General features: G+C 34.3%; 13 protein-coding genes. 12 read left to right on the forward strand and 1 reads right to left on the reverse strand.

The window, feature by feature from the left end:
* The first annotated feature begins 11 nt into the window (after positions 1–11).
* The 9 genes from CRV04_RS10685 to CRV04_RS10725 are packed head-to-tail and all read left to right on the forward strand — an operon-like array spanning position 12 to position 8,476.
* Positions 12–266 (forward strand): YfhL family 4Fe-4S dicluster ferredoxin, encoded by a 255-nt coding sequence (locus CRV04_RS10685; RefSeq protein ID WP_128996839.1) that lies wholly within the window; start codon positions 12–14, stop codon positions 264–266.
* Complete coding sequence (locus CRV04_RS10690; RefSeq protein WP_128996840.1) at positions 266–1,735, forward strand: Ppx/GppA phosphatase family protein; 1,470 nt, start codon at positions 266–268, stop codon at positions 1,733–1,735. The genes CRV04_RS10685 and CRV04_RS10690 overlap by 1 nt, the downstream gene beginning before the upstream one ends.
* Positions 1,732–2,748, forward strand: coding sequence for a lipopolysaccharide heptosyltransferase I (gene waaC / locus CRV04_RS10695; RefSeq protein WP_128996841.1), 1,017 nt, complete (start codon positions 1,732–1,734; stop codon positions 2,746–2,748). Before CRV04_RS10690 ends, waaC begins: the two co-directional genes overlap by 4 nt.
* Positions 2,732–3,628, forward strand: a complete 897-nt coding sequence (locus CRV04_RS10700; RefSeq protein ID WP_128996842.1) for a lipid A biosynthesis lauroyl acyltransferase — start codon at positions 2,732–2,734, stop codon at positions 3,626–3,628. The genes waaC and CRV04_RS10700 overlap by 17 nt, the downstream gene beginning before the upstream one ends.
* Before the next feature lie 2 nt (positions 3,629–3,630).
* Positions 3,631–3,987 carry a diacylglycerol kinase gene (locus tag CRV04_RS10705; protein ID WP_128996843.1) on the forward strand — a complete coding sequence of 119 codons (357 nt, stop codon included), beginning with the start codon at positions 3,631–3,633 and terminating at the stop codon, positions 3,985–3,987.
* A complete protein-coding gene (locus CRV04_RS10710; RefSeq protein WP_128996844.1) occupies positions 3,957–4,748 on the forward strand; it encodes an RIO1 family regulatory kinase/ATPase domain-containing protein in 792 nt (263 codons plus the stop codon). The genes CRV04_RS10705 and CRV04_RS10710 overlap by 31 nt, the downstream gene beginning before the upstream one ends.
* A 1-nt stretch (position 4,749) precedes the next feature.
* Positions 4,750–6,765 (forward strand): LTA synthase family protein, encoded by a 2,016-nt coding sequence (locus CRV04_RS10715; RefSeq protein WP_228126541.1) that lies wholly within the window; start codon positions 4,750–4,752, stop codon positions 6,763–6,765.
* Positions 6,762–7,883, forward strand: a complete 1,122-nt coding sequence (locus tag CRV04_RS10720; protein ID WP_128996845.1) for a glycosyltransferase family 4 protein — start codon at positions 6,762–6,764, stop codon at positions 7,881–7,883. The genes CRV04_RS10715 and CRV04_RS10720 overlap by 4 nt, the downstream gene beginning before the upstream one ends.
* Positions 7,880–8,476 carry a YrbL family protein gene (locus tag CRV04_RS10725; RefSeq protein ID WP_128996846.1) on the forward strand — a complete coding sequence of 199 codons (597 nt, stop codon included), beginning with the start codon at positions 7,880–7,882 and terminating at the stop codon, positions 8,474–8,476. The genes CRV04_RS10720 and CRV04_RS10725 overlap by 4 nt, the downstream gene beginning before the upstream one ends.
* Here the strand turns inward: CRV04_RS10725 and CRV04_RS10730 are convergent.
* Positions 8,465–9,535 carry a glycosyltransferase gene (locus CRV04_RS10730; RefSeq protein ID WP_128996847.1) on the reverse strand — a complete coding sequence of 357 codons (1,071 nt, stop codon included), beginning with the start codon at positions 9,533–9,535 and terminating at the stop codon, positions 8,465–8,467. The two genes, CRV04_RS10725 and CRV04_RS10730, sit on opposite strands and share 12 nt — an antisense overlap.
* An 88-nt stretch (positions 9,536–9,623) precedes the next feature.
* On the opposite strand from CRV04_RS10730, the gene CRV04_RS10735 reads away from it, so the two are divergent.
* Genes CRV04_RS10735 through CRV04_RS10745 form a run of 3 tightly spaced genes read left to right on the forward strand, consistent with a single transcriptional unit; the run spans position 9,624 to position 12,038 of the window.
* Complete coding sequence (locus CRV04_RS10735; protein WP_128996848.1) at positions 9,624–10,370, forward strand: glycosyltransferase family 2 protein; 747 nt, start codon at positions 9,624–9,626, stop codon at positions 10,368–10,370.
* Positions 10,357–11,463, forward strand: coding sequence for a glycosyltransferase family 4 protein (locus CRV04_RS10740; RefSeq protein WP_128996849.1), 1,107 nt, complete (start codon positions 10,357–10,359; stop codon positions 11,461–11,463). The genes CRV04_RS10735 and CRV04_RS10740 overlap by 14 nt, the downstream gene beginning before the upstream one ends.
* Positions 11,464–11,471: 8 nt before the next feature.
* Positions 11,472–12,038, forward strand: a complete 567-nt coding sequence (locus CRV04_RS10745; protein ID WP_128996850.1) for a YrbL family protein — start codon at positions 11,472–11,474, stop codon at positions 12,036–12,038.
* Positions 12,039–12,057: the final 19 nt, after the last annotated feature.

The raw sequence follows: 12,057 nt of genomic DNA on the forward strand, positions 1-12,057 counted from the left end.
TAGGAAATAACATGTCGTTAATGATTACTGATGAATGTATTGCATGTGATGCTTGTAGAGATGAGTGTCCGAATTTAGCAATTGAAGAGGGTGACCCAATATATGTAATCGATTCTGACAGATGTACAGAGTGTGTAGGGCATTATGAAGAGCCTGCATGTGTGGAAGTTTGTCCAGTTGATTGTATTATTATTGATCCTGATAACCAAGAAACAATGGAAGAGTTAAAATTTAAATTTGAGCAACTTCAAGAAGAAGAGAACTAATGGCAAAAATTACAACTGTTATAGACATTGGGTCCAACTCAATGCGTATGGTTGTATTTGAAAAAAGCAGTCGTTTCGCTTTTCATCTTTTAAATGAAACCAAAAGTCGAGTCAAAATCTCAGAAGGGTGTTATGAAAACAATGGAAACTTACAACCCGTACCGATGCAAAGAGCTTTTGACTCTCTAAAATCCTTTTTACAAATCTCCAAATCTTTAAAATCAAGAAAAATCTTGTGTGTGGCAACGTCTGCACTTCGTGATGCACCCAACTCAAAAGAGTTTTTAAACCGTGTTAAAAATGAGTTAAAGCTCAATATAAAAATCATCAATGGTGAAAAAGAGGCCTATTATGGTGGAACAGCAGCAGTGAATTTGTTGCATCAAAATGAGTTCGTAACGATTGATATTGGTGGGGGTTCTACAGAGTTTTGCTTTATTAAAGAGGGAAAAATCCAAGACAGCGTATCACTGAATATTGGTACAGTTCGAATGAAAGAGCTTTTTTTCACTAAAAATGACCGAAAAGGGGCGAAAGAGTACATCTTAAAAGAGATGGATAAACTCTTTATTCGTAACAACGAAGTGCCTTCAACGGCTGTTGGCATTGGTGGAACCATCAGAGCTTTAAGTAAAACCATCATGAACCTCACAGAGTATCCTTTGGATGTGTTGCATGGATTTACGTATAAGTATGAGAAGCACCAATCGCTGTTTAAAAAAATCATTGAAGCTGAAGATACCGATACATTAAAAGAGCTCAGTATCAAAAAAGATCGTTTTGACACCATTTGTGAAGGGACGTTTATCTTTGATACGATTTTAAAAGAGTTGGAAATCAAACGTGTAATTACTTCTGGAGTTGGTGTAAGAGAAGGTGTTTACTTAACCGACCTTTTACGAACTTCAAATTACCGATTTCCTGCAAACTTTAACCCAAGTGTTAAAAGCTTGCTTGACCGATATGAACTTAACTCAAAGCAGACTGCTTATTTTGGGAATAATGCTGCAAAAATCTTTGATGTATTAAAGCCCATGCATAATCTGGATGAGAAGTATAAAGTTTTTTTAATCATTGCTTCAAAGCTTCACTCTATAGGAAATACGATTAACTTCTATAAATCAAATGATAATACATTTGATTTTATCCTCAATGGTTTAAGTTATGATTTTTTACACACTTCAAGAGTGATTGTGGCACATATTATTAAGTTCTCTAAAAAGACCTTGCCCAAGCAAAAAGATATCGCTGCATATGAAGAGTTATTGCCTTCATTAGAAGATTTGCAGTGGCTCAGTTTTATGATCAGTTTGAACCTCAGTTTGAACCAAGACTACTCTCGAACAAAATATGAGTATATTTTAAACTCAAATGCTTTGATTATTAAAGCAGATGAAATCTCTTATTTAGTACAATCTACCTTAGATAAAATAGAATTACCAAGCAATTTAGAACTAAAGTTATTATGATACAAATAAATCGATTAGCGATTGTAAAGCTATCGGCCATGGGTGACATCATCCATGCGATGGTGGCATTGCAATTTATAAAACAACACTATCCTCATATTGTTATTGATTGGATTGTAGAAGAGTCCTTTAAAGGGGTGCTTCAAAACCATCCGCATATCAATGCTGTCTATACGCTCAACCTAAAAAGTATTAAAAAAAACAGACGAAAAATCTTTGAAGAGATAAAAAAAGTACGCAGTTACGCCAAACAAGAGTATGATTTGGTCATTGATGCCCAAGGCTTGATTAAATCGGCCATTGTTTCAAAGCTTTTAGGTAAAAAAGTGGCAGGTTTTTCAAAACACTCAACACGAGAAGGGTTTGCAAGTTTCTTTTACAACACAAAAATAGAGATAGCATACGATAAAAATGTCATTGAGCGAAATGCAAAAGTTTTAAGTGAACCTCTTGGCTTTGAAATCACAACTGAGCAACTTCATAATAAAGAGCCGTTTTTATATTTTGAACCTTCACAAAAAGTGGATGATTTGATTGAAAAAGAGAGTAAAACAGTGCTGTTTGTCATAGGTGCAAGCTGGCCAAGTAAAATGTACTCTAAAGAAAAATTTGTTAAAATCATTAACACTATTAAAGAGAATTGTTATGTGATTTGGGGAAGTGAAGAGGAGAAAAAGATTGCACTGTATATTGCCAGTCAATCGTGTGCAAAAGTGGCACCTAAACTCAGCCTTGATGAACTTAAAGCATTGATTTCAAAAGCAGATTTACTCATAGGAAATGATACGGGGCCAACTCATATGGCTTGGGCATTGAACCGGCCTTCCATTACGCTTTTTGGAAATACCCCAGGATACAGAAATACATACACAACAACGATTAACAGAGTGATTGAATCACACAGTGTTGTGAATCCATTTAAACTTAAAAAAGATGATTTCTCTATCAATGAAATTGATGAAGAAGCGGTTATTACCATGGCAAAAGGACTGTTAAGTGAAGACGTACTTTAGATACTATTTATACCAAGTGCTTAAAGTGCTTTTTTTAATTACTCCCAATTTTATACTCAAATATATGCTCATAGGTATTGCAAAGCTTGCAAGCAAGTTCAACAAAGAGCACATTCATATTGCTCAAGTGAATTTGGATTTGGTTTATGGTGACACCATGCCACAAGAGCAAAAAGAGAAGATTATTTATGCTTCATATAAATCATTGCTGTTTAATATGTATGAATTTATTGAAAATCAATCAATCTCTAAAGAGAAACTTTTAGCCAAAGCAAGCATTGAAAATGAACAAGTAATTTTAGATGCTTTAAAAAACAATCGTAAAATCATCTTTGTAACAGCACACTATGGTGGATGGGAACTTGCAATTCCTTATGTGGCTTTAAAGTATGGAACGCTTGCCGTTGTAAATCGTAAGATGGATAACCCTTTGATTAATGATATGTATGTTAAAGCCAGAGACAGAAACAATATCATCATGCTTGAGAAAAAAGTGGCTGCCAAAGGGATGTTAAAAGCATTTAAGCAAGGACAGTTTGTCGCAGTTGCTATTGACCAACACATGAAAAATGGGGTTGAGATAGAGTTCTTTGGTAAAAAAGTAATGGCCACAGATGCCACTGCACGTTTGGCCTTGAAGTTTGATGCGGTTATTATACCTCTGTTTGCTCAATGTAATGATTTACGAGATTATACAATAAAAGTTCATGATGCTTTAGATGCAACAAAGATTGAGTTTAAAACCGACGATCCCATCAAAGAGCTGACACAAATGCAAGCAGATGTAATCGAAAAACAGATTAAGCAGCGACCAGAATTCTGGTTTTGGCAACATAAACGTTGGAAAAAATATTATAAAGATTTATACAAAAGAGACTAAGTATGAACAACAAACCTAAATATCACCTTTTTAAAAACACACAGTATGCGTTAAGTGGTTTAGTGCATGCACTTAAAACAGAGAGTTCATTTAAACTTGAGCTTTTATGTGCGGTGTTTATTATTGCAGGGATTATTCTTATCGATGCCTCACTAACTCAAAAGATGATACTGCTTGTGACAGGTATCTTGGTTTTAATTGTGGAATTAATTAATTCAGCCATTGAAAATGTAGTGGATTTGGTTACGCTTGAAAAACACCCATTGGCAAAAGCTGCAAAAGATATTGGTTCAACAGCGGTGATGTTCTCAATTGGTTTACATGCTGCATGTTGGATTTTGGTACTTTTATGGGCATGACGTTTGAAAAACTCATAAAAAAAGAGCTGGAACAAAACAGTTCAGATATCTTTCCTTTGATTTTTGAAGACCAAAAATATTGGGTTAAACAAGCACGTGCTACTCAATCGTCGAGTCTTCATAAGTTTTATTACTTTCTGTTTCCTTTTGAAGTATTGCTTCCCGTTAAAGCTAAAACTGCACAAGAGGCACTGCAATTTGAAACCAACAAATTAAAACAGTTTAATGAACTGGGAATCACCACTCCTCATATTGCCTACCAAGATGAGCATGTTTTTGCTTTAGAAGATTGTGGAAAAAACATCAACTCTTTTATTCGAAAAAGAGATATCTCAAAAGAGCGTATGTACTTTTTTATTGATGCATTGCTTGAGACATTGGCAAAAATTCATAACAATGGACTTTTTCATGGTGGAGCTCAAGCACGTAACTTTACGTTTAAAGATGACAAGGTGTATGTCATTGATTTGGAAGACAGTTTTGAAGAGAGTATTGATTTAGAGCTTCTGCAGTTTCGAGACCTCTTGTTACTGTTGCTTTCTTTGACAAAAACGCGTGCGAGTTTTGATATGGATTATGAGTATGTGATTGAGAAGTATATTGCGCTTACAAACAACAGTTCATTTAAAATGCGATTGAAACAGTTGGCTTCAAAGATTTCTTGGCTCTATTGTATCAGCCAAATTAAATGGGTTAAAAAACTCTTAGGACGTGATGTCAAAGGTTTTTTTAAATTAATCAAAGCATTAAAAGAGTTATAAAATGAAACAGCACAATACAATGATGAGTTTGATTCTGAACAGCTTTAAAAAGTTGATGTATGCGCATCTTTTCTTTTTAGTTATTATGTCGCTGTTTCGAGCCGTTTTTGTTTGGTATTATAACCCTTTAGAAAATATTTCAGAGTATACAAGTGATGTTATCCAGGCTTTTATCTTAGGATTTCGTCTGGATTTAACCGTGGTTGGGTATATTCAAGTCATACCTACACTGCTTTTAATTGCACTTTATTACATTAAAAAAGAGCGTTTACTGCAATTTTTTAATCAACTTTTTGTGCTGTATCTGTTTGTTTGTTATGTGGCAGTGAGTCTCTTTTTAACGGCTGATTTTGGCTTTTATTCCTACTTTAAAGACCATATTAATATTATTTTCTTTGGTCTGTTTGATGATGACACCCATGCCTTGATGATTACTTTCTGGCAAAATTATCCGGTGGTATTGATACTCTCACTCTTTGTTTTATATGTAGTATTGATATTTGCCGTGGTTCGAAAAATATTTAAAAGTAACAATCGTATCATTCAAAGTTTTTTTGGACTCAAAATCTCTTTTTTAGTTTTTGCTTCGATTTTTGTACTGAACTTTTTAGCAGTACGAGGTACTGTAGGAATGTACCCTTTAGGAAAAATGATTCCAAACGTATCGACCAATGAGTTTATCAATAAAATCTCACACAATGGTTTCAGAGCATTTACCACAGCGTATGGAATACGAAAAGAGTATTTAAAAAGAAAGTATGATTTGATTGAGGCCACAGGCTTTCATCACAATATTGAAAAAGCATTTGAGTTTTACAGTGCACCACAACCAATCAATAAAGAGAATCTGTTAAGTAACATTACACATACCACTCAAAAAGTCGATGATAAAGAGTATAACGTTATTGTCATCATGGTAGAGAGTTTTGGTATGCCTATTTTAAAATATCAAAGTGATGAGTTTAACATCTTGGGTCGATTAAAAAAGCATTTTGATGAGGACACACTGTTAACTAACTTTATCTCAGCAGGTGATGGTACCATTTCAAGTTTGCAATCGCTTCTTTTAAACATACCGCAACGTCCAAAGTCATTTGCTTTCTCACAATCTATTTATAAACAGACTTCATTTACCTATTCACCTGCCTTTTTATTTAATGATGCTGGGTATGAGAGTACATTTGTGTATGGTGGAGATTTGACATGGAGAAACTTAGGCTCTTTTGTGAAGTATCAAGGGTATCAAAATATTGAAGGTAAAATCAATATTTACGAACACCTAACGAATAAAACAAAATCCAAAGAGGAGTACTTTCACCCGTGGGGAATTTTTGATGAGTATTTATATGAACACATCTTTAATAAGTTAAAAAGCGATAAGAAACAGTTTATTGTGGCTTTAAGTACCAATAATCATCCTCCGTATAATGTACCCAATGATTATGAAAGAAAATCATTGGTCTTTAATGAAAATATCAAACACCATTTAGTAGGTGACTTTGAGTTGGCACAACAACGTTTTGCTTCATATGCGTATGCCGTGGATCAAGTGGGGGCATTTTTAGACAGGTTTAAAGCATCCCCTTATAAAGAGAACACCATCATTGCTATTACTGCAGATAACAATACCATTGATGGGATTATGAAATATGATGACAATGAGTTGTTAAACTCCAAAAATATTCCATTGTATTTTTATATTCCAGAGTCTTTGAAAAAGAAATTACAGATTAATACAGAAGTGGCGGGTTCTCACAAAGATATTTTTCCAACATTGTATAACATGGCTTTAGATAATCAAGAATATATTTCTGTAGGGAGCAATTTGTTTGATGCCTCAAAAAAACATTATGGGTTTAATGGCTCTATGATTGTGAATCATGAGAACCAAATTGAGCAATTGCAAAGTTTAGAAACACAAACAAAGAGTGAGCTTTTGAATTTCTATAAAGCCAATTTAGCGATTACTCAATATCTGATCGATACGTATCACAAAGAACAAAAAGGAAGTAAATGAAAATAGTTTATATATCACGCTCTATTATTCCATCACGAACAGCAAATAGTATCCATGTGATGAAGATGTGCAATGCATTTGCTTCGTTGGGTCATGAAGTTACCTTATTGGCTCCTTGGACAAAAAAGCTTGAAGAAAAAGACATCACTGATATTTTTGAATATTATGGTGTAGAAAAAAATTTTGAGTTAAAAAAACTCTTTTCACCCAATATCAAGTATCTTAAAAAACGTATCTACTCTTTACGATGTCTGAGTGAAGTTAAAAAGATAAACCCTGATATTGTCTATGGACGAGATGATATGTTTGCATTTTATTTAACTCAAAAAAGTGGTTACTTTACTTTGTTTGAAAAGCATGAACCGTATGATGGGGAAGGTTTCAATGATTTCTTCTTTACTAAGTTTATGAATGCAAATAGAAAAAGTGCCAAGTTGGTTGTGAACTCCAATGAGCTAAGAAAGATGTACCACACTCGATGTGAACTCTCAATGGATTCAATTTTAGCAGCGAATAATGGTACGAATCCCATTGCCGATGAAAAAATACCTGAAGGCATGACATTAGATACAAACAGAGTTCATATAGGATATGTAGGAAGCCTATTTAAAGGTAGAGGTATTGATATCATCATTGAATTAGCAAAACGTATCCCAAGTGCTGATTTTCATATCATTGGTGGGAAAGATAAAGATTTAGAGTTTTGGAAGAGTCAAGTAAGCTTAGACAATCTGATTTTCTATGGTTTTGTTGAACCTAAAGAGACTTATAAATACAGAAATATGTGCGATATTTTATTGGCACCGTATCAAAGTGATGAAGAGGGAAATCGTTCAAGTAGATATATGTCTCCTATTAAACTGTTTGAGTATATGTCTTCAAAAAAAGCGATTGTCTGTTCAAACTTTAAAGTGGTCTATGAAGCGTTGAATGATGAGTGCGCTATGCTTGTAGAGAGTTCAAACTTACAGCAGTGGGAAGAGGCTGTTCATACTTTGATGAATGATAAAGATAAAAGAGAACAACTGGCAATCAATGCGTATGAAAAGTTCTTGAAGTATCATACATGGCAAGCAAGAGCTCAAAAAATTCTTGAGTATATTGAATCAAACAGATGATTGATTTAGATAACTTAACGGCTATTGGTAAAGGAACAAATCGTACCTGTTATGCCTATCCTCAAAAGAGTGATTTATGTATAAAGGTCACTCACTCAAATGATTTTTCAGAGATGATAAAAGAGATAAAGTATTACAGATACTTGATGCAAAGAAATATCTCTTGGGAACACATCTCTTCATATCATGGCAGTATTGAAACAACAAAAGGTCGAGGGGAAGTCTTTGATTTAATCAAAGATTTTGACGGTGAAGTCTCTAAAACACTCTCATACTATTTGCAAAGTGATGAGTTGACTAAGAGTATTATTAATCCCATTCCGTTACTCAAAGAGTTAAAAGAGTACACATTAAAAGAGTTGGTGGTCGTAAAAGATTTAAATACAAAGAACATGCTCTATCAAAAAGTCAGTGAACATGAAGCAAGATTGGTTTTGATTGATGGTGTATTGAACAATGACTATTTGCCATTTACAAAATATATTGACTATTTTACACGTAAAAAGATTCTACGGCTTTGGAATCGATTTGAAAACTCATTGCCTAAAAAGTATGAGTTTAACCTCTACTTTTTAGAGTTATTAAACGAGTAGTTCCAAATACTCATTTTTTTCACGTTCTGGCGCAAATATTTTTAGCGCTTTTTCGTGATTTTCTTGTGCCATTTTTTTCTCACTCTCAAGGTTTTGAGCGACACTTAAAAGCTCTTTTTGCAACTCTTGAACCGTATTTTCATGGGTTAAATGAATATGAAACCCCAAGGTTTTAAACTCAGGTGATGAGGTGTCATTGTAAATAATTGGAATGAGTCCAAATCCCAACGCTTCAATGATGGCATTACTCATCCCTTCTCCTAAGCTAGGGAATATAAAAACATCACTTTGTTGTAAATACTCTTTGACTTTGGTGGTGTACCCCACAAACTCAACATTTTGTTTTATATCTGAATCATCCAGATAGTTTTGCATTGTTTCTAAGTAGTTTTTATCTTGGATGTCTCCTAAGAACTTCAGCGTAAAAGGAATACTGTTTTGTGTTAAAATCTCACACGCTTTTATAGCTTCAAACTGTCCTTTCCCAGGGTGAACTCGTCCCACATGAATTAAGTCAAGATGTTTTGTATAGGCTTTAAAGTCAACCTCTTCTTGCAGTTTTAAAGAGGAGTAAATCCGAGTAACTTTTGCACTGTTTGCAATGGGTAAAATATCGATGATATTTTGTTTCATGTAGTCGCAATTGCCAACGTATGTTTTCACATTGCTGTAAAAAAGTTTGTGTAAAAAATCTTTTTTAGAAGTGGTCTTTTTTGACCCTTGTCTGATAATAAAGTTAATGTCCAATCCCAGTGTAGCAAAATAGAGAGATTTCATCTCTGATGCACCTAAGAAGATGATGTTTTTTATCTTGTTTTGTATGAGAATAGTACGAACTTGTTTGATAAGAGAGAAACTAAAGTTACTTGAAAAGTCAGCATAAAATGGAGTGATAGGATGGTTTTCAAAATGCTCTTTTCGTGATGCAATAAAGCCATCTTTTTTTCCAATAAAAAAGGTGTTTACATCACTGCTTAAAATTCTTGCCAGTTTCACTGAAGCCAATTCCATACCACCATTAACGGGTGATAAGCAAATTATAGCTGTGTTTTGTTTCATTCAATCCCTTTAAAAAAGCTGATTATATCGTATTTAAATTAAACTTATTATATAATATTGGCTTATTATATTTAAAGGTATTTTTATTTTGAACATAACGGCTAATATTATAACACTCAATGAAGAGAACAATATTGAAGAGGTCATCAAATCAGTACAGACTGTGTGTGATGAAGTTTTAGTAGTGGATTCATTGAGTTCTGATAAAACATGTGAGATTGCTGAGCGTTTGGGTGCGAAAGTGATACATCAAGCCTATTTGGGAGATGGTCCACAAAAAGCATTTGGAGCTCCATTTGCAAAGAACGATTGGGTTTTAAGCATTGATGCAGATGAACGACTTGATACCAATGCAATAAAAGCAATCAAACAACTAGATTTAGATAATACTCCTTATGACGCTTTCTCTTTTGCACGAAAAACATATGTTGGAAAAAACTTTATAAAGCTGTGGTATCCAGACCGTGTAACACGTCTGTATAACCGACAAAAGTGCGCTTACTCTACCGCGAAAGGGCATGCAAAAGTAGAGACAGAGAATGTATTTGATTTAGAAGCTGATATGTTGCATTTCTCATATGAAAACTATGTGCATATGATTCGTACCACTGAAAAGTTTATCAAACGTGGAGCAGTGTTGGCATATGAAGATGGTAAACGAGCCAACAAATTTGACCCTATTATTCATGGTATTGGCGCTTTATTTAAAACCTTGATTTTAAAAGGGGGTGCATTTCATGGTATTAATGGATGGAATGTGGCAGTCATTTCGGCATTCAGTTCATACATGAAATACGCAGTGATGTTGGAGATGCAACAAAATGAGCAACAATAAACACATTTTAGAAGTGTGTCTTTCCCCTGACTTAGGTGGATTGGAGCTCTATATGAGCCGTTGTGCCAAAGAACTCTTGGCTACTTTTAACGTGACCAGTGTCATTGCATCTCGCTCTAAACTTTTGGACTATTTTCACAATACCGATTTAGAGTATGAACAACTGAAAAGAAAGAGCAGTTTTTCTATTGTTGCTTCTATGAAATTGGCCAAAATTATTGATAAAAAGGGTATTGACATCATCCATTTACATTGGACAAAAGATATTCCTATTGTGGTCTTTGCCAAACTCTTTTCAAAACGAAAACCTAAAATTGTGCAAACACGACACATGACCATGACGCGGTTTAAAAATGATTTTTACCATAAGTTTTTATATCGACATATCGATACCATTTTGTGCGTGACGAAACAAGTAGAACAACAAATACAAGCGTTTGTTCCTCAAGAGATTTGCCCTAAAACACAGACTTTGTATCTGGGTGCAAACAGCATGAAAATGCTCAGCAATCAAGAGATAACGGCTTTTAAAGAGGAGTTAAATGTAGGTGATGCGTTTATGATTGGTTTGATTGGTCGAATAAATGAGTTTAAAGGTCAACACCTCTTGATTGAAGCACTGAAAATACTTAAAGCCAAACAGCTTAATGTTAAAGCCTATATCGTTGGTCATGCGATGAGTGAAACCTATCTTGAAAAACTCAAACAACACGTACATGAAAATGAGTTGGAAGAGCAAATCACGTTTGTAGGGTTTACAAAAGAGCCTCAAAAGTTTATGCAAGCGTGTGATGTGGTGTTGATGACTTCTCGTAATGAAACCTTTGGTTTGGTTACGATTGAAGCGATGAAGTGTGGTACAGCAGTTATTGGAGCAAATTCAGGTGGTGTACTAGAAATCATTGATGATGAAAAGTCGGGATTACTTTTTGAAAGTGGCAATGCAGCAGATTTAGCAACTAAAATTGAGCAACTTTATAACAATGAAGATTTGAAAGAGAAGTTGGCATTTGCAGGGAAACAAAAAGCGGACACCATGTTTGATAACAGTGTTCAGTTTGAGAAACTCAAAGATATATTTAAACAATTATAGGATGCAGTGTGTTGATATTAAAAGATGAAGATTTTGTAGGCAAAGGGAATGAACGAGCCTGTTATGTTCACCCTGAAGATAGAAATAAAGCGATTAAAATAACCTATGAAGGGAATAATCGTAAAATCAGTAAACAGACCCAACTGGAGACCAAATACTATCAAGAATTGATTAAACGTGGTATGAATGATTGGAAACATCTGCCTGAGTATTTTGGAGAAGTAGAGACCAATAAAGGCAAAGGATTTGTGGTTGAGTTGGTACGAGATTACGATGGAGAGGTTTCTAAAACATTTGCATACTATTTAGAAAAAGATGGTGTTAAAGCGTATCAAAAAGAGCTTGAAGAGTATCGAGAGTATTTTGTCAAAAACAGCATTATTTTTAACTATGGGATGATGCCAAAAAATATTCTCCTTCGTAAGAACAGCGAAAGTGATTGTGATTTGGTTTTAATTGATGGGTTGGGTGATGTATCACATTTTACACTGCCCAATAAAATTCCCTATTTTGCCCGTCGTCGAATCAATCGAAGATGGATGAAGTTTGTAAGGAAATATTTACTAAAATATTAATAACAATGAGAGAAGGAAA

It is taken from the genome of Candidatus Marinarcus aquaticus (genome assembly GCF_004116335.1).
GTDB classification, from domain to species: Bacteria; Campylobacterota; Campylobacteria; order Campylobacterales; family Arcobacteraceae; genus Marinarcus; species Marinarcus aquaticus.

Bases quoted from the DNA above. Each gene is read 5' to 3' on its own strand.
- CRV04_RS10685 (WP_128996839.1), top strand. From the start codon at position 12: ATGTCGTTAATGATTACTGATGAATGTATTGCATGTGATGCTTGTAGA.
- CRV04_RS10690 (WP_128996840.1), top strand. From the start codon at position 266: ATGGCAAAAATTACAACTGTTATAGACATTGGGTCCAACTCAATGCGT.
- waaC (WP_128996841.1), top strand. From the start codon at position 1,732: ATGATACAAATAAATCGATTAGCGATTGTAAAGCTATCGGCCATGGGT.
- CRV04_RS10705 (WP_128996843.1), top strand. From the start codon at position 3,631: ATGAACAACAAACCTAAATATCACCTTTTTAAAAACACACAGTATGCG.
- CRV04_RS10710 (WP_128996844.1), top strand. From the start codon at position 3,957: ATGTTGGATTTTGGTACTTTTATGGGCATGACGTTTGAAAAACTCATA.
- CRV04_RS10715 (WP_228126541.1), top strand. From the start codon at position 4,750: ATGAAACAGCACAATACAATGATGAGTTTGATTCTGAACAGCTTTAAA.
- CRV04_RS10720 (WP_128996845.1), top strand. From the start codon at position 6,762: ATGAAAATAGTTTATATATCACGCTCTATTATTCCATCACGAACAGCA.
- CRV04_RS10725 (WP_128996846.1), top strand. From the start codon at position 7,880: ATGATTGATTTAGATAACTTAACGGCTATTGGTAAAGGAACAAATCGT.
- CRV04_RS10730 (WP_128996847.1), bottom strand. From the start codon at position 9,535: ATGAAACAAAACACAGCTATAATTTGCTTATCACCCGTTAATGGTGGT.
- CRV04_RS10740 (WP_128996849.1), top strand. From the start codon at position 10,357: ATGAGCAACAATAAACACATTTTAGAAGTGTGTCTTTCCCCTGACTTA.